The following is a 21,001-nucleotide window of genomic DNA, read 5'->3' as shown; positions in this document are numbered from 1 at the left end:
GGCGTCGTGACCCGAACGCGTTCGTGGTGGGGCTGGGGCACCGTCGAGGACGCCGTACGCGGCGGGGAACTGCGGGAGCTGATCGCACGCGCCTCGGCTCTGCTGCCCGGCGCCGACCTGACCGACAACCCGCCACCGGACATCGCGTCGCTCGGACTACCGCCCGCACGCATCGCGGCGCCCGATTCCCTTGCGCCGCTGTGTTCCTCCGACCCGGTGGATCGGGCAGCCCACACCCACGGTCGCGCGTTCCGGGATGTGGTGCGGAACCTGCTCGGCGACCTGCGCCATCCGCCCGATCTCGTCGTGCGGCCGACCACCGAAACCGAGATCGTGGACGTGCTGGACTGGTGCGCCGGGGCGCGCGTCGCCGTGATCCCGTTCGGCGGCGGCAGTTCCGTCGTCGGTGGTGTCGAGCCACGGCTCGACGGCGACTTCACCGGTGTGGTGAGCATGGATCTCACCGGCCTCGCCGGGGTCCGGGAGATCGACGCCACGAGCCGGGCGGCCCGCATCGGGGCGGGCACCCTGGGCCCGGCACTCGAGGACGGCCTGCGCCCGTCCGGTCTGACGCTGCGGCACTTCCCCCAGTCCTTCGAGTTCTCCACACTGGGCGGCTGGCTGGCCACGCGGTCGGGAGGCCACTTCGCGACCGGGTACACCCACATCGACGATCTCGTCGAGTCGATGCGGGTCGTCACCCCCGCCGGCACGTGCGAGTCGAGACGACTGCCCGGCTCGGGGGCGGGCCCCTCACCGGATCGCCTGTTCCTCGGCTCCGAGGGGACGCTCGGAATCGTGACCGAGGCCTGGATGCGGCTGCAGCCTCGCCCCCGTCGGCGAGCCGACGCCTCGGTGCACTTCGCCGACTACGGCGCGGCGGTGGCCGCGACGCGCGCCGTCGCCCAGTCGGGGCTGCGTCCCGCCAACTGCCGGCTGCTGGACCCCGTCGAGGCGTTCGTCAACGCGGCCACGTCGTCCCCCGGCGGCGTCCTCCTGCTCGCCTTCGAGTCCGCCGATCACCCGGTGGACGCGTGGTTGGACCGGGCTGTCGACCTGTGCCGCGGGCACGGCGGCACCCTGCCGGAGCCGCCGCGGCACACGGCCGGGGACGGGACCGACACGGGCGCCGCGGGACGGTGGCGGTCGTCGTTCCTGCGCATGCCGTACCTGCGCGATGCCCTGGCCGCCCGATCGATGATCGTCGAGACCTTCGAAACCGCGTGCACCTGGGACGTTTTCGACACCCTGCGGGAGGCGGTGCACGACGCCGCGAACGAGGCGCTGCGCCGGGCGGGCGCGACGGGGGTGGTCGCATGCCGGTTCAGCCACGTGTACCCGGACGGCCCCGCCCCCTACTTCGGCATCTACGCCGCGGGTCGGTGGGGCAGCACGGTGGCGCAGTGGGACGACATCAAGGCCGCCGTGTCGGAGGCACTCCTGAGCGCCGGCGGCACGATCACCCACCACCACGCGATCGGCCGCGATCACCGGCCCTGGTACGACCGCCAACGTCCCGGCCCGTTCGCCGCGGTCCTGCAGGCGGCCAAGGCGGCGCTCGATCCGGCGGGCATCCTGAATCCGGGGGTGCTGATCGGTCCCGTGCCGGACCGTCCTACGCCGTCGTGAACCGGTCCAGGATCGAACGGGCACACCGCACCACGGTGCCGCGGTCGTACGAGACGACGTAGTCGAACTCGCGATCGAGGTCGCCGGTGCCCCGATGCCGGTCCACGGCCGACAGGACACACGCGAAGTACGGGCCGAGGACGACGACGTTCCACTCCTCGACGAGCGGGTCGTCCGGGTCCAGCGACGCGTGGTGAATGCGTGCCTCCGCACAGGGTCCGAGGCCCACGCCGTACACCCCGGCGTACGCGACCCGATCCGCCAGGTACTGCCAGCGCGCTCGGGTGCGCTCCCCGAAGTTGCGGGCGTACTGGAAGGTGCCGAGCACGATGGTCTCCGGGCCCGCGGCGCCGGCCTGATTCTCGAGACTCGTGCTCATCGCGACGAGCAGACGCTTGACGCTGTGCACGGGCCGGCGCCCGTCCGAGGCGATCGCGAACGGTGTGCTCGTCTCCGCGGAGGGTGCGCCGCGGACGGGGATGGGCGGGAAGGGGTCGACCCTGTCCCCCGCGAGCTGTTCCGGGGTGTCGACTGCGGGATAGAGCGCCCCGAGCCCGTAGGTGGCCCCGAGGGCCAGGGCCCGTCGCCGGCACAGTTCCGTATCGACGCCGTCCGCGATCACCAGCGCACCGGTCCGTTCGACCTGTGCGGCCACGGCGTGCGCGGTACGGGCCGTGGCATCGTCCGCGCGGTGGGCCGACAGCCGCGGCGCCAGGACGATCACGTCCGGCTCGACGAGCGGCAGCAGGGCCAGGGACTGCGGCCGCGACCCGACGTCGTCGACGGCGACGACCTTGCCGCGGCGACGGGCGTCGGCCACCGCGCGCAACGTCCGCGACGGGTCGGCGATCAGGGACTCCTCGGTGATCACCACGACATCGTGCCGCAACCCTTCCGCGTCGGGGACGTCCAGGGTCTCGACCGATTCGATGTCCATCGCCACCAGCGCGGGAACGGTCCGGACCGGCCGCGACTGCGCGACCGACCATTTGAGGCGGTCGAGGTGCCGCTTCTCGCTCATCGTCCGTGCCGCGGCCCGCAGCGCCTCCGCGGTGGCGAGCGGCCCGTCTGCGGGTCCGCGCAGCTGGACCTCCACCGCGGCGAGCGCACCCGAGTCGAGGCGGCGCACCGGCGCGTAGAACGGCGTCACCTGCAGACCCGCGGCCCCGGGAACCGCGGGCCGGGAGGGATCGGCGAGGACGAACACCATGTGCCCAGCGTCGCACGGGCGACCTGCCCGGCAAAGGCCGGACGACGGACCGGTCCCGACCTTCCCCAGCCGGGACCGGGGTCAGACGGCGGCGACGAGCACCGCGGCGAGGCCGCCGACGAGCACCACCACCGACACCCCGATCAGGAGCGACCCGGCGATCGACGCCGCCACCAGGCCACCGCCGAGACCGAAGAGCGCGAGCAGGATCCACCCGACTCTCGGACTCTCGACGAGCGATGCAGCCCGTTCGCCGGAGATCTCGGGGATTGCCGGTGTGGTCGCCATGGTCACGTCCCAACCTCGTGCGCACCGCACGGCCGCGCTCGACCGTTGCTGCTGATACTCGTGAGCCTGCCGTGCACGAGCATTCCTCCCTCCGGTGACGTTCCCACCCTCACTCACATCACCGAACGGCAACATTCGATCACGAACGAATAACAGGGCCGGTAGTGGCGCTTCGGCGACCGCATCTCCGCGCGGGCGCAGTCCCTCTTCGAGAACTGCGGGCACCTCCCCGTCGGGAATCGGGGCCGACGCAGCCGAGCGCGTCCGTCGTCCGCCACCGTTCAGTTCTCGGGCCGGCGGTCCGGGGTGAGTTCGAATACCGGGTGGCGGTCGGCCTCCGCCTCGAATTCCTCCGTCGAGGCGTCGCGGCCGGCCCGGAAGTAGTCCCGGGTGGCGGACGCGACGCCGACGTACGTCCGCAGGACCGGGCCGGCCTCGTGCGCCGGCACCTCTCGGATCGTGTAGTGGCGGGTGCGGAAGCGGCGGGTCAGGCCCACGCGGCCGGAGGCGCGCGCGTTGAGCACCCACGGCACCGCACCGTAGGGCGCCACCAGCCAGCGCCGGCCCGCATGCTCGACGACGGTGACGGGGTTGGCGCGGGTGCGGCCGGTGCGACGCCCTCGCGTGGTCAGCAGGTACGAATGCGGGACGACGCCGGCCCGCACCAACGCGCTCATCACGACGTTCTCCAGGCGGTGGGTGCGGCCCCTGCGATACCGGCGGGGCTCGCCGGGCCGGGAGTCGGACTTCACATCGCACTCCTCTGTACGGAGGACAGGTGAGCCGGACTCGCGCACCCGCGCAGCGTCTGCCGGACTCGTCCACTGCACGTTCGCGGTCGGGCACACGGATGTCAACCGGTCCCGGCAGGTGACCGGTCATCGAACGGGTCTGCGCAGCCGGAGCGCCGGCGGGTGCGCTCGACAGAGCTCCACCCCGGGTGCCTAAGGTGACCGCATACGGTGACTGCGGCCCGCCGCGCCGGCTCTACGGCCGCCCCGCGGGGTCCACGGCCGCCGCACGGGGGACCGCAGCCCCGCCGAATCGAGGAGGAACGACGATGAGCGATCGCACCCCGAGCCAGTGGGAAGAGATCACCGCGGCCGACCCCGCACATTCCACCTGGTACGTCGAGCGGTTCCGGACGATGGCGTCGGAAGGCAAGGACATCGTCGGCGAAGCCCGGCTGGTCGACGCCATGCTCGACCGCGGCGGACGAGTCCTCGACGCGGGCTGCGGCCCGGGACGGATCGGTGGCTATCTGCACGATGCCGGTCACGTGGTGGTCGGCGTCGACGTGGATCCGGTCCTGATCGCTGCTGCGGAACAGGACCATCCCGGCCCGACCTGGCTCGTCGGCGATCTCGCCGAACTGGATCTGCCGGCCCGCGGTGTCGCGGCCGATTTCGATGTCATCGTCTGCGCGGGCAACGTGATGACCTTCCTGGCGCCCTCCACTCGCGGTGCGGTCCTGGCGGGCTTCGCCCGCCATCTCGCCCCGACGGGTCGGGCGGTCGTGGGGTTCGGCGCGGACCGGGGCTACGAGTTCCCGCAGTTCCTCGCCGACGCCGCGGCCGGCGGTCTCGCGGTGGACCTGAAGCTCTCGACCTGGGATCTGCGCCCGTTCACCGACGGGTCCGGGTTCCTGGTCGCGGTGCTGTCGCGCGCGGACTGATCCCCGTCCCTTCTGCCGGTGCCGGACCCGGACGCAGGTCACGCGCCCCTCGGATGTGTTCTCCCTCACACAGTGTTACCCGCCAGTAGGCGCCGGGTAGCCGAACGATGTCACGTCGGTGAGCCCCATCGATGACATCGACCGAAGGAGCGAACGCACGATGACCAAGACCGACACCGCCACGCTGCTCACCCAGCTGCGAGCACTGCTCGACCTGACCAACACCGAGATCCAGGTCGCCGAGACCCGGATCGCCCAGGCCCGCACCGAGGCGGTCCGCCGCGAACTGACCGAGAACGCAGCCAACGGCCGCGACCGCGCCGAGGCCATCGAACGCACCATCCGCGAACTGGGCGGCCTGCCCGACGTCATCGGCCCGTTCGTCGGCCGCGCCGCCGCCGCGGTGAAGGCCATGGCCGAACAGGCCCAGCCGTTCGACGAGGCGCTCCTGGGCGACCTCGCGCTCGAGCACCAGCTTCTCGACCGCGCCCGCTACCTCAAGGCCCTCGCCACGGCCGCCCAGACCCCCGCGGTCGTCGGCCTGGCCGATCGTCTGATCACCGCCCACAGCGCGACCGTGGAGTGGTTGACCACCGTCCTGGCCGAGGACGCCCTCGGCGGGCCCGCCGCGCTGCGACGGACCCCGCTGCAGGCCGCCGCCGGCGCGGCCGTGCGCATCGTCAACGTCCCGCTGATGTGGTCCACGCGCGGCATCGACCGCGCGATCGACGCCGCCCGCTCGACCCGGCCCGCCCTGGGGTCGCTGCTGGCCCGTGGCGCACATGCCGGCGACGTCGCCACCAAGACCCTCACGGCCAGCCGGGACGCGGCGCTCGAGACCGCCGAACGGATCACCCGCCGCGAAGGCGCGGACGGGACCGCCCGGGCCATCCACACGGCGCGCAGCGCCACCGGCATCCTCTCCGCCGAGGAACTTCCGATCGCCGACTACGACAGCCTCAACGTCTCCCAGGCGGTCGCCGAGGTCAAGGAACTGACCGAACCGGCCGACGTGCGCGCGATCGTCGCATACGAGGAGGCCCACAAGAACCGGCACGGGGTCGTGTCGGCCGCCCAGACCCGCCTGGCCGCCATCGCCCAGGAGGTCGTCGGGCTCCACTGATCGACCGTCGCAGCAGATCGCCGGGTTCCGCGCCGCGGGGCCCGGCGATCGCTTGTGGGCCGGACCGTCCCACCCACGTCTCGGCCCGACCCGCGGCGCGGACGAGCCGGCAGGCGGTGGGATGATGACGGGCGTGCCGATGCCCTCACCGCTTCCCGTCAAGGACGGGATCGGACCGACGCGCCTGCGCGTCCCGGCGTCGGGTCCGTGGGCAACGATCGCCGCGTACGTCGTCGCGAGGTTCGACCACCTGGACGCCGACGACCTGTACCGGCGGTTCGACGCCGGCGAGATCGTGGGTTCCGACGGCAGTCCGATCGGTCGTGGCACCGCGCTGGGCGCGCACCGGTTCATCTGGTACTACCGCGATCTGCCGGTGGAGGAACCGATGCCGTTCCAGGAGGAGATCCTGCATGTCGACGACGATCTCGTCGTGATCGACAAACCGCACTTCCTCCCGACCACCCCGGGCGGACGATACCTGCGCGAGTCCGCGCTCGTCCGGTTGCGGACCCGCCTCGACAACCCGTACCTGACGCCGATCCATCGACTCGACCGAGCGACCGCCGGCCTGGTGATGTTCTCGGCCCGCCCCGCGACGCGCGGCGCCTACCAGTCGCTGTTCGAAAAGCGGCGGGTCGTCAAGGTTTACGAGGCGGTGTCGGCGCGACCGCCCGGGTGGGACCCGGACGCACCGGCGCTTGCCGGTCGCGCCCTGCCCACCGTCTACCGCAACCACATCGAGGCGCGGCGCGGCGAACTACGGGTGGTCGTCGACAACCTCCGTGAGCCCAATGCCGAGACGGTGGTGGAGGTGTGCGGGACCGGCGTGAGCGCCTCCGGACGCGCTGTGCTGCACACGGTTCTGCGTCCACACACCGGACGGATGCACCAGTTGCGGGTGCATCTGGCGGCGCTCGGCGCCGGGATCCTGGGCGACCGTTGGTATCCCGACCTGCTGCCCGAGGCCCCGGACGATCATTCCCTCCCACTCCAATTGCTCGCGCGGGAACTGGAATTCAGAGATCCGCTGTCGGGGACGCCGCGGAGGTTCGTCACCCGCCGGACGCTGGGCGAGGCACCCGTGCCGGGGTGCTGAGCGCAGCGTGCGCGGTGGCGTCGCGCTCGGCAACCTGGGGGAGGCGACGGCAGACACCGAGCCGGTCTCCCCGACGTCGGGGCCCCACTACACGTTGAAGCGGAACTCCACGACGTCTCCGTCCGCCATGACGTAGTCCTTGCCCTCCATGCGGACCTTGCCGCGGGCCTTCGCCTCGGCCATCGATCCGGCCGAGTCGAGGTCCTCGAAGGAGACGACCTCGGCTTTGATGAAGCCCCGCTCGAAGTCGGAGTGGATGACACCGGCGGCCTGCGGGGCGGTCGCGCCCTGCGGGATGGTCCAGGCCCGGGCCTCTTTCGGTCCGGCGGTGAGGTAGGTCTGCAGGCCGAGAGTGTGGAAGCCGACGCGGGCGAGCGAGTGCAGTCCCGGCTCGGTCTGTCCGATGGACTCGAGCAGTTCCTGGGCCTCGTCGGCCTCGAGCTCGATCAGCTCGGATTCGACCTTCGCGTCGAGGAACACGCAGTCGGCCGGCGCGACGGCCGCGCGGAGCTCCTGCTGCTTCGCCTCGTCGGTGAGCACCGATTCGTCCGCGTTGAACACGTAGAGGAACGGCTTGGTCGTCATCATGTTCAGCTCGCGCAGCAGGCCGAAGTCGAGCGAGTCCTTCGCCGCGAACAGGGTCTTGCCCTCGTTGAGCACGCCCTGGGCCTTGACGGCCTCGTCGAACTGCGGCTTGAGTTCCTTGTTCTTCTTCGCCTCCTTCTCGAGGCGCGGCAGGGCCTTCTCCAGGGTCTGCAGGTCGGCGAGGATCAGCTCCGTCTCGATGATCTCGATGTCCGCGAGCGGGTCGACGCGGCCGTCGACGTGGACGACGTCGTCGTCGGCGAACACCCGCACGACCTGGCAGATGGCGTCGGCCTCGCGGATGTTGGCGAGGAACTTGTTGCCGAGCCCGGCGCCCTCGGAGGCGCCCTTGACGATGCCGGCGATGTCGACGAACGACACGGTCGCGGGCAGGATGCGCTGCGACCCGAAGATCTCGGCGAGCCGCTCCAGCCGCGGATCGGGCAGCTCGACGACGCCGACGTTCGGCTCGATGGTGGCGAACGGGTAGTTCGCGGCAAGCACTTCGTTCTTGGTCAGCGCGTTGAACAGCGTCGACTTTCCGACGTTGGGAAGACCGACGATTCCGAGGGTTAGGCTCACGGAATCGATATTCTACGGGGTCGCGGTCACGCCCCCGTCATCCGCACGGCGCGCGACGGCCACCAGCCAGTCGGCGTCGTCGTGCCACGGCCGCAGGTCCCAGGTGGCGAAACGCTGCTCGAGTACCAGGCCGGCGGCCGCGAGGTCGGCGGCGAACTGCGACGGACGGTATGCCGCGCCGGTGGTGAACCCGGCGACGAACACCCCGCCCGGGCGCAGGTGCGCGGCGATCCGCCCGAGCACGGACCGCTCGGAGCCGGGCGCGAGGAACACCATCACGTTGCCGGCCGAAACCACCGCATCGAACCTCGGGCCCGGCAGATCCAGCTGCGCCAGGTCGGCGAGATGCACGGTCAGCTCCGGGTGCGACCGGGCCGCCTCCACGAGCACCGGGTCGAGATCGACCGCGGTCACCCGATGGCCCCGCCGGGCCAGCTCGAGCCCGACGCGGCCGGTGCCGCAGCCGGCGTCGAGGATCCGCGCGCCACGCGGGACGAGCACGTCGACGAACCGGGCCTCGCCGTGCAGATCCGTCCCCGCGTGCGCGAGTTCGGCGAACCGCTCGATGTAGGCGCGGGAGTCGTCGGCGCTACGCTCGGACTGCCATCGCGTCGCGGAGCTCGACCCGATGCCCCGGTCGTCAGCAGGCGACACGGACGAGTTGCGAGATCCGGCCGGCCTGCTCCTCGGTGGGCGCGGTGTCCCCGTTCTGCGCCAGCTCGCCGACCTTGGCGATCACCTCCTGATCGCTCGCGCCGGAGTCGATCAGCGGGCACGTCTCGATGACGATCGCCTCGATGGAGGCGTCGTCGCGGTCGGCGGCGAGGTTGGGGTAGCCGGTGCGGAACGCGGCCACGAACGTCGCGAGCTTCGCCTCGTCGAAGGCGCCGCGCGCCCGCTCGGCGACGCTCGACGCGGCCGAGGCGAGGCTCGAGGCGGCCCCGCCGATCGTTGTGCGCGCCGCATCGGACTCGTTCGACGCGTCGTCACCGGAACTGCAGGACACGAGCACGACAGCCGCGGCACTCGCGGCCAGCACGGCGGTGAACTTCTTCATGGCCGAAAGCCTGCCACGATCCGTGGGTTTCGCGCCGGTGAACCGCCCCCCGAGCCGCCGTTCCCGTAGATTGCAGACGGAGCCCGATCCGCGGCGTCGAGAGCATCGGAAGGACCGTCCGTTGAGCGATGTGCAGAGCACCGAGCGCAAGCCACCGGCACCGAAACCGGACCGCACCACGCTGATCGCCTCCGGCGGGCTGGCGCTGGCGAAGTGGTCGGCGGCGCTGGTCGTGATCGCGGCGGGCGCGCTGGTCATCGGCTGGATCATCGAGAAGATGTGGGTGATCGTCCTGCCCGTGGCACTGGCGATCGTCGTCGCCACCATGCTGTGGCCGCCCACCCGCGGCATGATGAAGCGCGGCGTGCCGCCCGCGGCCTCCGCCGGCCTGACGCTGTTCCTGTTCTTCGCGATCGTCGGCGGCATCATCGCGGGCATCGTCCCGTCGGTGGTGGCGCAGGCACCGGAACTCGCGAACAAGACCACCGACGGCATCAACAAGGTGCTGGACTGGGTGCAGGGCCCCCCGTTCAACCTGAAGGACGAGCAGCTCGAGAACGCGACCCAGGTCGTGATCGACAAGGTCCAGGAGAGCGGCGCCACCATCGCCAGCGGCGTGTTCACCGGCGTCAGCACGGCCGGTTCCCTGCTGGTGACGATCGGCCTGGTCCTCGTCCTGGTGTTCTTCTTCATCAAGGACGGGCCGCGATTCATCCCGTGGGTGCACGCCGTCGGTGGCGGTCGTGCCGGGCGGCACCTGGAAGAGGTGCTGATCCGGATGTGGAACACCCTCGGCGGGTTCATCCGCACGCAGGCGCTCGTCAGCTTCATCGACGCGTTCTTCATCGGTCTGGGCCTGGTCATCCTCGGGGTGCCGCTGGCGCCGGTGCTGGCGATCCTCACCTTCATCGGTGGGTTCATCCCGATCGTCGGTGCCTTCGTCGCCGGAGCGCTCGCCGTCCTCGTGGCGCTCGTCGCGAACGGGCTGACCACCGCGATCATCGTTCTCGTCATCATCATCGCGGTGCAGCAGCTCGAGGGGAACGTGCTCCAGCCCGTGCTGCAGTCGCGCAGCATGCATCTGCATGCGGTGGTCGTGCTGCTCGCCGTCACCGCAGGATCGTCGCTGTTCGGCATCATCGGCGCGTTCCTCGCCGTCCCCGTCGCGGCCGTCGCCGCGGTGGTGCTGCGTTACGTCGGCGAGCAGATCGACGAGCGCAGCGCTGCGACGGACGAACTCGAGACGACCGAGGAGACCCCGGCACTGCCACCGGCACCGGCCGAGCCCGGCCCGGCCTGATCGGCCGGGCTCAGCCGGCGATCTCCACCGTGGACCCGGCGCGGCCGCGCACGACGTGCAGGCGGCTGGGGATACGCTGACGCATTTCGTCGACGTGGCTGACCACGCCGACCACCCGGCCGCCGGCGCGCAGTTCGTCGAGCACGCCCATCACCGCGTCGAGCGCGTCGGCGTCGAGCGTGCCGAACCCCTCGTCGATGAACATCGTGTCGAGCACCAGTCCCCCGGATTCGGCGGCGACGACATCTGCGAGCCCGAGCGCCAGCGCCAGCGACGCCTGGAACGACTCGCCGCCCGAGAGGGTCTTCGTGGACCGCACCACACCGGTGTATTCGTCGTGGATGTCGAGCCCGAGGCCACCGCGCTTGCCGTGCGTGCCTGCCGCATCGGAGTGCACGAACTCGTAGCGGCCACCGGACATGCGCCGCAGCCGCACCGAGGCCGATTCGGCGACCTCCTCGAGGCGGGCCGCGAGGACGTACGAGCGCAGCGACATCTTGCGCGCATTCTGCCCGGTGCCCGCGACGACTTCGGCGAGGGCTGCGAGTTCGGCCTGCTCGTCCCGCAGCGGCACCAGCTTCGCGTACTCGTCTTCGAGGCGCGTCGCGAACTTCTCGATGTCGGCGTGGCGTCGCTCGGCCTCGGAGGCTGCGGAGACGGCCGCGGCCAGTGCGGCCGCACTGCGCGCGACCGCGCCCTCCGGTTCGGCCAGGTCCACCGGGTCGTCGCCGACCCGTGCCGTATCCGGGTCGTCGAGCACGCCCTGCGCCGCCGCGCGCCGGTCGGCCGCCGCGCGCAGCACCTGGTCGATCTCGCGCAGACGCGCCTCGGGACGGACGGCCGCCAGGGCCTGCTCGACGCTCGCGAATCCCGCCCGTTCTGCGGCTGCGGCCGCCTCCCGGGCACGTTCGCGCGCGCTCGTCGCCTCGTTCGCGGCCCGAACCCGGGCGTCGAGCAGGTTCGCCGCGGCGGCGGCGAGCGTCGCGATCCGACGCCGGCGGGTGGCGAGGGAGTCTGCGTCCCCGGCTGCCGCGGTGATGCGGGCACGGATCTCGTCGGCCTCCGCGGCGGCGCTCTCCTCGCGGTGCGCAGCCTGGGCGGCCTCGACATCCACCGCGTGCGCCTGCTCGCGCAGGTCGGCGTCGAGTTGGCGCAGCCGCGCGATCTCACCGCGGCGGCGCTCGCATTCGGCCGCGGTGGCCGCCGCCGCGGCGTGCGCGGCGGCGGCCCCGGCCCGCGCCTCGGTGAGTTCTTCGAGACCGGCGTCGCCGCAGCGCTGCCGCAGCACCGCGACGGTGTTGGCGAGGTCCGCGACGGCCGCCTGCGCCCGCGTCAGTTCCGCGCCGGCTCGCTGCTCGGCGTCCCGGGCCGCGTCCTCGTCCGCCTTGGTGGCGGTGTCCGGCGCCGGCCGGGCCGGGGACGGATGAGCGGTGGCTCCGCACACCACGCACGGATGCCCGTCGACCAGCGCGGTGGCCAGTTCGGCGGCCATCCCGGCGATGCGGCGCTCACGCACGTCGAGCAGGGCGGTGCGCGCGTCGAGGTGTGCGTCGCGACGGGCGACGACCTCGTCCTCGAGCCGGTGCAGCTGCGGGGCCAGGTTCTGCAGTTCGGTGGCGGCGGCGAGGGCGTCGCTGGTTCGCGTGAGGTCGGCCTCGAGCCGGGGCAGCGTGGCGGCGGCCTGCTCGGACTCGCGCGCGGCCTTCTCCGCAGCGTCGCGGCGACCGGGGAGTTCGTCCAGTTCCTCGGCGATCCGTTCGGCGCGCACCGCCAGATCGCGGCGCTGCTGCTGCAGGGCGGCGCGGTCGGTCTCGAGCAGGATCAGCCGCTGCTCCTGCTCGAGCAGGCCGTCGAGGCGGACCACCTCCGCCGACCAACGCTGTTCGTGGGGCCGGATCAGTCCGCGGTCGGCGTCGGCGGGGGAACCGTCGAGCTGCGCGACGAGGGCCCGACCCTCCCGGTCGGCGGCGAGGGGCGCGGCCGCGTCCACCGCGGCGGCATGGGCGGTGGCGGCGGCTTCGGCGGCGCGGTGCGCGTCCCGGGCGATCTCGACGACCGGCGCCGCCCGCCGGGCCGTGTCGAGTTCGGCGGTCAAAGTCTGCAGCTCGGCGGCCGCGGCATCCAGCTCGGCGAGCTCGGCGACCGCGCGGGCGCGGCGTTCCTGGCACCGTCGCAGCTCGGTCGCCTCCGCGAGGGCCGCCCGATCGCGGATGTCGTCGGCGCGCGCACGGTCGAGTGCCGCCAGCGCGAGGTCCCGGTTCTCGGCGGCGTCGTCGCGCAGTCGATGCGCCCACACGACCGGTTCGGAGTCGGCGCCCGCCTCGAGGCCGGCGGCCGCGCTGACCTTGGCGAGGAGCAGGTCGACGGCACGCTGCTGTTCCTCGAGGCGGGTGGCTGCGGCACTGCGCCGGTCCTTGAACCAGCGTTCGACGGAGCCGAATCGGGTGGTGTCGAACAGCCGCTCGAGCAGCTTGCCGCGGTCCTCGCTGTCGGCGCGCAGGAACTTCGCGAACTCGCCCTGCGGCAGCAGCACGACCTGGAAGAACTGCTCGGCGCTCATCCCGAGCAGCCGCCGGACGGCCTCCCCGATGTCGGGCAGCCGGGAGAGGTGCTCACCCGAGCCGTCGAGCCAGGTCAGGCTCGCTTTGGCGTTCTGCTTGACGGTCCCGGTTCCGCGCAGCTTCGGACGCTCGTAGTCGGGGCTGCGCACGATCCGCAGCCGCCGGCCGGCGACGGTCGCCTCGAGGCTCACCTGGGGTGCGGTGCCGGCGGGTGCGTGATCGGACAGCAGCCGGCGCCCGTCGGCGCGGGCCCCGGGCACCGTGCCGTACAGGGCGAACGCCACCGCATCGAGGATGGAGGTCTTGCCGGCGCCGGTGCGGCCGTGCAGCAGGAACAGTCCGTCGGCGCCGAGTTCGTCGAAGTCCACCCGCACGGTGTCGGCGAACGGGCCGAACGCGGTGACCTCCAGCTGGTGCAGCCTCACGCGGACGCCTCCCCCGGTGCGACGGTCTGCTCGGTTCCGACACCCGCGGCGCGGTCGACGTCGCGCAGCGCCTGCTGTACCCAGCGCAGCTCCCGCGCGGACGGCTCGGAGCGCACGTCGGTGAGGAACTCCCGGGCGATGTCGAGGTCGGTCCGGCCGCGCACCTTCTGCCGATAGGTGCCGGTCGAGGTCGCGACGGGCGGGTCCCACTCGACGTGGACGGCCCGGGGGAAACGGGCCTCCAGCCGACGCATCGCGTCGAGGGGGCGCACGGCGTCGGTGAGAACGGCCGAGACGTAGTGCTCCTCCGCCGCGGCGTGCGCGTCGTCGGTGAGCAGCTCGTCGAGGACGCCGGTGAGACGGCTCAGGCCCCGCACGACTGGCAGGTCGACACGCTCGACGCCCGCCCGCCCGGCCGCATCCAGCTCGACGAGCCACACGGCTTTGCGATGGGTGCGCTCCCCGAACGAGTACGGCAGCGGCGAACCCGAGTAACGGACGTGCTCGGCGACGGTCTGCGGGGAGTGCAGATGACCGAGCGCGACGTAGTCGACGCCGTCGAACGCCGACGCCGGGACGGTTTCGACGCCGCCGACCGAGATGGACCGCTCGGAACCGGAGGCTTCGGCGCCGACGACGAAGGCGTGCGCGAGAACCACGGCGCGGACGCCGCGGGCGCGGGCGTCGGCGCGGACCCGGTTCATCGCCGCGCCGAGGATCTCCGCGTGTGAGCGCGCCTCGGGCACGCCCAGGTCGGCGCGGGTGATCTCCGGCTCCAGGTAGGGGATGCCGTAGAAGGCGACGGTGCCGTGGGCATCGTCGAGCAGGACGGGCCGGTCGATCTGGGAGACCCGGGTGATCAGATGCAGCCCGCCCTCGGCGGCGAACGCCGCGCCCGCGCCCAGGCGGACGGGCGAGTCGTGGTTGCCGGACGTCGCGACGATGACGGCACCGGCCGCGCGGATCGCTTCGAGCCCCGCGTTGCACACCGCGACGGCATCGGCACTCGGGATGGAGCGGTCGTAGACGTCCCCGGCCACCACGACCACGTCGACGTGCCGCTCGGCGACGAGGTCGGCGAGGGCGGCGAGGGCCTGGGCCTGGTCGGACAGCAGATCCACACCGTGGAAGGTGCGGCCGATGTGCCAGTCCGAGGTGTGCAGGATCCGCATGCCGTCAGACCGTAGAGCAGCGCACCGACACGCCGTCGCCCGGTCCGGGTGAGCCTGTCGGTCCACTCGGGCATCATGCGCACCATGACGGCACTCACGGCACTGGCGTTGCTCGCGGCCCTCGCGCTCGGCGTGGTTGTCGGCTGGTTGCTGCACGCCGCCCGCAGCGGCGACCGCGCCGCGCGGGCGGAGGCCCAGCTCGCGGCCCTGCGCGAGAACGAGGGGCAGCTGCGGCAAGCGCTCGGCGCCGTGAGCGAGGACTCCGCCCGCCGCCATTCGGGCGCGATCGGTGAACAGGTCTCACGTCTCGTCGGACCCTTGCAGGAGGCAGTGGGGGCGCTCGCCCGGCAGGTGGAGCACGTCGAGCGCAACCGGGTGCACGCGTACGCCGGTCTCACCGAGCAGGTCGAAGGCATGCACCGCGCCTCGCAGCTGCTCTCGACGCAGACGCAGCAGCTGGTGACGGCCCTGCGCGCCCCGCAGGTGCGCGGACGGTGGGGCGAGATCCAGCTCGAACGCGTCGTCGAGCTCGCCGGCATGGTGCGGCACTGCGACTTCGACACCCAGGTCACCCGGGACGGGGTCCGCCCGGATCTGCTGGTGTATCTCGCCGGTGGCAAGCAGATCGTCGTGGATGCGAAGGTGCCGTTCGCCGCCTATCTCGACGCCGCCCAGGAGGAGGACGTCGCTCGGCGTGACCAGCACCTGGTGCGGCACGCCCGTCAGGTACGCACGCATGTCGACCAGCTCTCGGCGAAGGCCTATTGGGAATCGTTCGATCCGACGCCCGAGTTCGTGGTGCTGTTCGTTCCCGGCGACCCGTTCCTCGATGCGGCGCTGGCCGCGGATTCGGACCTGCTCGAGTACGCGTTCGCGCGGAACGTGATCCTGGCCACCCCCACCACCCTCGTGGCGCTGCTGCGCACCATCGCGCACACCTGGCGCCAGGAGGCCCTGTCGAAGGAGGCCGCGACGATCCACCAGCTCGGCCGGGAGCTGTATCAGCGGATCGGGGTCGTCGGCGGACACCTCGATCGGCTCGGGTCCCAGCTGGGCAAGGCCGTCGACTCGTTCAACCTGACCGTCGCGTCGATGGAGTCCCGGGTCGGGGTGACGGCCCGGAAGCTGAGCGAACTGGAGATCTTCGACGGCGAACACCCGGAGGTGCGACCGGTCGATGCGTGGCCGCGCCGCGTGACGCCGACGGATACTTCCGAGTCCGACGGTCCTGTCGACGAAGCAAGTTGACCCGAGGGGTCTAGTGTCGACATGTGTCTGCAACGCAACGTGCTCGCTCGGCGGTGCCGCTCGACATGCGGTCGGTGGCGCCCACTGTGCCTGGCGTCCCGTGGTGGGGCGCGGTCCTCGTCGCGGCGGGCTCGACCCTGCTCGGCTTCCTCATCGATGCGGCACGCGGTAACGAACTGGGTTCGGCGTTCTCCGCGTTCTACGTGCTCGGTTGCGTCGCGGCGGTAGCGGCCGTGCAGCATCGGGCGCTGTTCACCGCGATGGCCCAGCCGCCGCTGCTGCTGCTCGTCGCCGTTCCGATCGCGCAGGAGTTCCTCGTCGAATCCGGTGGTGGGGGCCTGAAGGACCTAGCGCTCAACGTGGCGTATCCGCTGGTGAACCGGTTCCCGGTGATGCTCACCGCCACGGTGGCGGTCCTGGTCGTCGGCGGGCTGCGGATCTTCCTGAGCCGGTCGCAGGTACCGGCCCCGGCCCGTCCGCGCCGGCGGGGCGCACGCGCCGCCGGGGCCCCGTCACGCGACTCGCAGCTGGACCGCGACGGTGGTGGGGCTGCGAAGCCGGCGCGGGGACGTCGCGCCCGTGCGGCCGCCCGACCCCCGGCCTCCACAAAGGCAAGCGTGCGACAGGTTGCAGACACGCGCGACAACCCGGTGGTGCGGCGCCGCACCACCGCCCCGGCTCCGGACGCGGCGCGCCGCGGCGCCGGCGAGCCGCCCGCGGCACCCGATGTCGCCTACCGGACCCGGCGAGCCGAGCCGGCCCCACGGCGAGCCGAACCCGCCCCACGACGGGCCGAACCGGCCCCACGGCGAGCCGAACCGGCCCCACGGCGGGCCGCCGAGACCCGCCGGGACTACGACCGGCGCGGCGATCACCGCTCCCGCCCCGACCGTCCCTACGAGCGGGGAGAGGTGCCCCCGCCGTCCCGTCGGCGGGCGCCGGGACCGGAGACCCCGGACTACCGGCAGCCCCGGGTGCGCTATCGGGACCGGTACGAGGACTGACCGAGTCCGCGCCGGATCACGCGCGCCGGATTACGCGCGACGCGCGGAGCGCAGTTCGCGCGGCAGCGCGAACACCAAGGTCTCGTTGGCTGTGGTGACCGACTGCACGTCGGCGAAACCGTGCTCGGCGAGCAGGTCGATCACGCCGCGTACGAGGACCTCCGGCACCGAGGCGCCGGAGGTGATGCCCACGGTCCGGACGCCGTCGAGCCATGCCGGGTCGACCTCGCGGGCGTAGTCGACGAGATGCGCGGCCCGGGCACCGGCCCCCAGAGCCACCTCCACGAGCCGGACCGAGTTCGACGAATTGCGGGACCCCACGACGATGACCAGGTCGCATTCGGGCGCCATCGCCTTGACCGCCACCTGCCGATTCTGGGTGGCGTAGCAGATGTCGTCGCTCGGGGGATCCTGCAGCAGCGGGAACTTCGCGCGCAGCCGCTGGACCGTCTCCATGGTCTCGTCGACGCTGAGGGTGGTCTGCGAGAGCCAGATGACCTTCGCCTCGTCGCGCACGGTGACCTGGTCGACCGCGTCCGGACCGTCGACGAGCTGGACGTGGTCGGGGGCCTCGCCGGCAGTGCCCTCCACCTCCTCGTGGCCTTCGTGACCGATGAGCAGGATGTCGTAGTCGTCGCGGGCGAAGCGCTTCGCCTCCTGATGCACCTTCGTCACCAGGGGGCACGTGGCATCGATGGTGCGCAGGCTGCGTTCGGCGGCGGAGGCGTGCACCGCAGGGGAGACACCGTGCGCCGAGAACACGAGCACCGCGCCCTCGGGTACCTCGTCGGTCTCCTCGACGAAGACGACACCTCGCTCGGCGAGGGTCTCGACCACGTGCCGGTTGTGGACGATCTCCTTGCGGACGTAGATCGGGGCACCATGCTTCTCGAGTGCCTTCTCCACCGTTTCGACGGCCCGGTCGACACCGGCGCAGTACCCGCGCGGCTCGGCGAGCAGGACGCGCTTGCCGGCAGCCGGTGAACCGGCCGACCGAGTGATTCCGACTTCGAGGGGAACAGGCGCAGACATGCCTCCAGGGTACGGGCCGTCCGCGGGGCCGGCCGTCCTCGGCTACCAATCGGGCGGCACGTGAGGCAGTCTGTTTCCCATGATCCGTCCACCGTTCATGGCGCGGGTGGCGGCCGGGCTGGCCGTCACCGCGTACGAAGAGACCCTCAAGCTGCCGTCCACCGCGGTCGCCCTGCCGATGACCACGGTCAGCCAGATCCTTCAGACGACGATGCGGATCCAGCAGACGATGACGTCGCTCGCGATCAAGGGCGACCAGTTGTTCGAGCTGCTCGGCGCTGCCCCCGCCGAGGCGCCGTCGTGGGCCACCTTCGACGACGACGCCGAACCGGTGGGCATTGCCGAGCCGTCGACCGCGGGGGCACCGGGACGCTTCGCCCTCTACTCGATGCCGCCCGCGACGGAGGCGGCGGTGCCGGTCCCCACCGATTCGAGGGCCGGGAAGTCCGCCGGCGCCGGGACGGAGGGGTCCGGGCCCCGCGCCGGAGCCGAGTCGACCGCCGAGTCCACCGCCGCCAAGATCAGTGCCGGCACGACCGCAGCCGGCGGCGACGCCGACACGACCGCGACGAAGCCGGCGAAGAAGGCAGCGAAGGCACCGGCGAAGAAGACCGCGAAGAAGGCTGCCGCCGGGAGCGCGGCCGGGGCCGAGCTTCCCGAGATCGTCGAACTGCTCGACTACCCGTCGCTGACCCTGGCGCAACTGCGGGCGCGGATGCGCACCCTGTCGGTCGAGGACCTGCGGGCGCTGCTCGAGTACGAAAGCGCCACCCGCGCGCGGGACCCGTTCGAGACCATGCTGTCCAACCGGATCGCGAACGCAAGCACCAAGTGACCTCCGCGCCCACGGCCACCCCGTCCAACTCCGCGGAACATCCGTGGCCCGTCCGGACCGTCTCGCAGAAGGTCGCGAGCTGGATCGACCGGCTCGGCTCGGTCTGGGTGGAGGGACAGATCACCCAGCTCAACGTGCGTCCCGGCACCCGCACCGCCTTCCTCACGCTGCGGGACCCGTCGGCGGACATGTCGCTGTCGGTGACGTGCTCGCCGCAGCTGGTGCAGAACTCCCCTGTGCCGCTCACCGAGGGCAGCCGGGTGGTGATGTTCGGGAAGCTGTCGTTCTGGACCGGCCGCGGCACCCTGGCCCTGCGGGTCACCGAGATCCGGGCCGTCGGAATCGGCGAACTCCTCGCTCGGATCGAGCGGCTACGGGCGCTGCTCGCGGCCGAGGGGCTGTTCGACCCGCGGCTCAAACGGCCCCTGCCGTTCCTGCCGCACCGGATCGGTCTGATCACCGGCCGGGCGAGCGCCGCCGAACGGGACGTGCTCAGCGTCGCGCAGCGCCGGTGGCCGGCGGTCCGTTTCGAGATCCGCAACACCGCCGTCCAGGGGCCCACCGCGGTCCCGCAGATCCTCGAGGCGCTCGAGGAACTCGACGCGGACCCGTCCGTCGACGTGATCGTGCTCGCGCGCGGCGGCGGCAGCGTGGAGGACCTGCTGCCGTTCTCCGACGAGGCGCTGTGCCGCGCGATCGTCCGGTGCACGACGCCCGTGGTCAGCGCGATCGGGCACGAACCGGACAGCCCGCTGTCCGACTACGTCGCCGATCTGCGGGCGGCTACCCCCACGGACGCGGCGAAACGGATCGTGCCGGACGCGGTGGCCGAGCAGGACCTGGTGGACGAGCTGCGAGAGCGAGCGGCGGCGGCGCTGCGCAACTGGGTGCGCAGGGAGGAGCACGTGATCGAACAGCTGCGCAGCCGGCCGGTGCTCGCAGACCCGCTGCGCACCGTCGACCAGCGGCGCGAGGAGATCGAGCGGCTGCGGCAGTGCGCCCGACGCGACGTGGCCCGGGCGATCGCCGCCGAGGCCACCCGGATCGAACATCTCGGGGCGCGGCTAGGGACGCTCGGTCCCGCCGCCACCCTGGCCCGCGGCTACGCGGTGGTGCAGCGGATGATCCCGGACGGGGACGCGGAGGTGCTGCGGTCCGTCGACGACGCACCGCCCGGCACCCAGCTGCGGGTGCGGGTCGCCGACGGTGCGGTGCGCGCGGCCGTCATCGGACGAGAGAAGTGACGAGGAACGGATGAGCGAGACGAAGGACACGCCCGTGAGCGGCCCGAACGACGACGTTGCGGAGTTCGGCTACGAGCGGGCGCGCGACGAGCTGGTCAACGTGGTCAAGATGCTCGAACAGGGTGGCCTGGACCTGGACGAGTCGCTGACGCTGTGGGAGCGGGGCGAGGCGCTTGCGCGCCGCTGCGAGGAGCATCTCGCCGGCGCCCGGCAGCGCGTGGAGGCCGCGCTGGCGCACAGCGACGACGAGGTGGACGAAGACGACGAGTGAGCGGCGCGCCCGTCAGGGCTGTAGCGGCTCAGCCGCCCCCGCTGCGGCCGCGAGTTCGCGGAACTCGGCCTCGTCGCCGGAACCACCGACGAGGATCCGGACGTCGCCGAAGTCGGACACCCACAGCGGTTCGACACCCTGCCCGCCGTAGACCACCCAGTCGCGGCCGGCGATGTCCTGCGCCCCCGTCGCGGTACGCGGCTCCCCGGCGACGAACCGCACCAGCTCGTCCTCCCCCGCATTCGACTGGGTGAACCGCACGTACCGGCCGGCGGGGGTGATGTACCCGACGGTGCTCGAGTCGCCGCCCTGTTCGCCGGTGATGATGCTGCGGCTGCCGGAGTTCGCCTGCCAGTCCTCGGGCACCTTCGGCTGCCGGATCGGGAAGTCCAGCTCACGCGCGTCGTACTTCAGGCCCGCGTCGACGTCGAAGCTGGGCGCGGGTCCCGCGGTGGGGCCGCCGGGGCTGAAGGAGCACTGGCTGGCGATGGCGGCCACGACGACCATGATCAGCAGCAGCGGAATCAGCGACCACGCCATGTCGCGCGTGTCGTGGAGAATGCGGGGTTTCTGGGGGGCCACGCCTCCAGTCTGACAGCCGTCGGCACCGATACCCGCACGTGGCCGGGTCCGAGCCCCGCTCACGGGGCGGTGATGAGAG

Annotated in this window: 20 protein-coding genes; 10 read left to right on the top strand and 10 right to left on the bottom strand. The window is 72.3% G+C overall.

Annotated elements, in window-relative coordinates; all coding sequences use genetic code 11:
• The first annotated feature begins 6 nt into the window (after positions 1-6).
• A complete protein-coding gene (locus RR3_RS00650; protein WP_064065813.1) occupies positions 7-1,629 on the top strand; it encodes an FAD-binding oxidoreductase in 1,623 nt (540 codons plus the stop codon).
• Here the strand turns inward: RR3_RS00650 and RR3_RS00645 are convergent.
• The 3 genes from RR3_RS00645 to RR3_RS00635 all read right to left on the bottom strand — a co-directional run bounded on the left by RR3_RS00645 (position 1,616) and on the right by RR3_RS00635 (position 3,879).
• Positions 1,616-2,839 carry an EAL domain-containing protein gene (locus RR3_RS00645; protein WP_064065812.1) on the bottom strand — a complete coding sequence of 408 codons (1,224 nt, stop codon included), beginning with the start codon at positions 2,837-2,839 and terminating at the stop codon, positions 1,616-1,618. The genes RR3_RS00650 and RR3_RS00645 overlap by 14 nt on opposite strands.
• Before the next feature lie 81 nt (positions 2,840-2,920).
• Positions 2,921-3,127, bottom strand: coding sequence for a hypothetical protein (locus tag RR3_RS00640; protein ID WP_029539881.1), 207 nt, complete (start codon positions 3,125-3,127; stop codon positions 2,921-2,923).
• 281 nt (positions 3,128-3,408) lie between these two features.
• Positions 3,409-3,879, bottom strand: a complete 471-nt coding sequence (locus tag RR3_RS00635; RefSeq protein WP_010592551.1) for a nitroreductase family deazaflavin-dependent oxidoreductase — start codon at positions 3,877-3,879, stop codon at positions 3,409-3,411.
• 308 nt (positions 3,880-4,187) lie between these two features.
• Between RR3_RS00635 and RR3_RS00630 the strand changes: the two genes are divergently transcribed.
• From RR3_RS00630 to RR3_RS00620, 3 genes are all read left to right on the top strand, one after another.
• Positions 4,188-4,802: a class I SAM-dependent methyltransferase gene (locus RR3_RS00630; protein WP_010592552.1), complete on the top strand. Its 615-nt coding sequence runs from the start codon at positions 4,188-4,190 to the stop codon at positions 4,800-4,802.
• Between the two features lie 160 nt (positions 4,803-4,962).
• Entirely contained in the window at positions 4,963-5,925 is a 963-nt protein-coding gene (locus RR3_RS00625) for a hypothetical protein (RefSeq protein ID WP_048772021.1), read from the top strand.
• A gap of 121 nt (positions 5,926-6,046) precedes the next feature.
• On the top strand, positions 6,047-7,024 hold the full coding sequence (locus RR3_RS00620; protein ID WP_048771852.1) for a pseudouridine synthase: 978 nt from the start codon (positions 6,047-6,049) through the stop codon (positions 7,022-7,024).
• An 87-nt stretch (positions 7,025-7,111) separates the two neighbouring features.
• On the opposite strand, the gene ychF is transcribed toward RR3_RS00620, so the two are convergent.
• Genes ychF through RR3_RS00605 form a run of 3 tightly spaced genes read right to left on the bottom strand, consistent with a single transcriptional unit; the run spans position 7,112 to position 9,248 of the window.
• Positions 7,112-8,191, bottom strand: coding sequence for a redox-regulated ATPase YchF (ychF, locus tag RR3_RS00615; protein ID WP_010592850.1), 1,080 nt, complete (start codon positions 8,189-8,191; stop codon positions 7,112-7,114).
• A gap of 12 nt (positions 8,192-8,203) precedes the next feature.
• A complete protein-coding gene (locus RR3_RS00610) occupies positions 8,204-8,845 on the bottom strand; it encodes a class I SAM-dependent methyltransferase (RefSeq protein ID WP_017680265.1) in 642 nt (213 codons plus the stop codon).
• On the bottom strand, positions 8,832-9,248 hold the full coding sequence (locus tag RR3_RS00605) for a hypothetical protein (RefSeq protein ID WP_010592852.1): 417 nt from the start codon (positions 9,246-9,248) through the stop codon (positions 8,832-8,834). Before RR3_RS00605 ends, RR3_RS00610 begins: the two co-directional genes overlap by 14 nt.
• A gap of 130 nt (positions 9,249-9,378) precedes the next feature.
• Between RR3_RS00605 and RR3_RS00600 the strand changes: the two genes are divergently transcribed.
• Positions 9,379-10,548: an AI-2E family transporter gene (locus RR3_RS00600; RefSeq protein ID WP_010592853.1), complete on the top strand. Its 1,170-nt coding sequence runs from the start codon at positions 9,379-9,381 to the stop codon at positions 10,546-10,548.
• Positions 10,549-10,558: 10 nt separating this feature from the next.
• On the opposite strand, the gene RR3_RS00595 is transcribed toward RR3_RS00600, so the two are convergent.
• Positions 10,559-13,534: an AAA family ATPase gene (locus RR3_RS00595; RefSeq protein WP_064065811.1), complete on the bottom strand. Its 2,976-nt coding sequence runs from the start codon at positions 13,532-13,534 to the stop codon at positions 10,559-10,561.
• Positions 13,531-14,706, bottom strand: coding sequence for an exonuclease SbcCD subunit D (locus RR3_RS00590; RefSeq protein ID WP_072786279.1), 1,176 nt, complete (start codon positions 14,704-14,706; stop codon positions 13,531-13,533). The genes RR3_RS00595 and RR3_RS00590 overlap by 4 nt, the downstream gene beginning before the upstream one ends.
• Positions 14,707-14,790: 84 nt before the next feature.
• Between RR3_RS00590 and RR3_RS00585 the strand changes: the two genes are divergently transcribed.
• The gene (locus RR3_RS00585) at positions 14,791-15,954 is read left to right on the top strand and encodes a DNA recombination protein RmuC (RefSeq protein ID WP_026137639.1); all 1,164 of its coding nucleotides are present in this window, start codon (positions 14,791-14,793) and stop codon (positions 15,952-15,954) included.
• A 53-nt stretch (positions 15,955-16,007) separates the two neighbouring features.
• On the top strand, positions 16,008-16,958 hold the full coding sequence (locus RR3_RS00580; RefSeq protein ID WP_017680267.1) for a DUF6542 domain-containing protein: 951 nt from the start codon (positions 16,008-16,010) through the stop codon (positions 16,956-16,958).
• A 30-nt stretch (positions 16,959-16,988) separates the two neighbouring features.
• Here RR3_RS00580 and RR3_RS00575 read toward each other — a convergent pair whose 3' ends face one another.
• Entirely contained in the window at positions 16,989-17,990 is a 1,002-nt protein-coding gene (locus RR3_RS00575) for a 4-hydroxy-3-methylbut-2-enyl diphosphate reductase (protein ID WP_010592858.1), read from the bottom strand.
• Positions 17,991-18,069: 79 nt separating this feature from the next.
• On the opposite strand from RR3_RS00575, the gene RR3_RS00570 reads away from it, so the two are divergent.
• From RR3_RS00570 to RR3_RS00560, 3 genes are read left to right on the top strand one after another with little or no spacing between them, the layout of a single operon-like run.
• Entirely contained in the window at positions 18,070-18,825 is a 756-nt protein-coding gene (locus tag RR3_RS00570) for a lipid droplet-associated protein (protein ID WP_010592859.1), read from the top strand.
• The gene (xseA, locus tag RR3_RS00565) at positions 18,822-20,069 is read left to right on the top strand and encodes an exodeoxyribonuclease VII large subunit (RefSeq protein ID WP_040275280.1); all 1,248 of its coding nucleotides are present in this window, start codon (positions 18,822-18,824) and stop codon (positions 20,067-20,069) included. Before RR3_RS00570 ends, xseA begins: the two co-directional genes overlap by 4 nt.
• A 10-nt stretch (positions 20,070-20,079) precedes the next feature.
• Positions 20,080-20,340 carry an exodeoxyribonuclease VII small subunit gene (locus RR3_RS00560; protein WP_010592861.1) on the top strand — a complete coding sequence of 87 codons (261 nt, stop codon included), beginning with the start codon at positions 20,080-20,082 and terminating at the stop codon, positions 20,338-20,340.
• Positions 20,341-20,352: 12 nt separating this feature from the next.
• Here RR3_RS00560 and RR3_RS00555 read toward each other — a convergent pair whose 3' ends face one another.
• Positions 20,353-20,922: a DUF4245 domain-containing protein gene (locus tag RR3_RS00555; RefSeq protein ID WP_072786276.1), complete on the bottom strand. Its 570-nt coding sequence runs from the start codon at positions 20,920-20,922 to the stop codon at positions 20,353-20,355.
• Positions 20,923-21,001: the final 79 nt, after the last annotated feature.

Source organism: Rhodococcus ruber NBRC 15591 (assembly GCF_001894945.1).
Taxonomy (GTDB): domain Bacteria; phylum Actinomycetota; class Actinomycetes; order Mycobacteriales; family Mycobacteriaceae; genus Rhodococcus; species Rhodococcus ruber.
The sequence above is the reverse complement of the archived record's forward strand: the minus strand, read 5'-3'. Positions and strand labels throughout refer to the sequence as shown.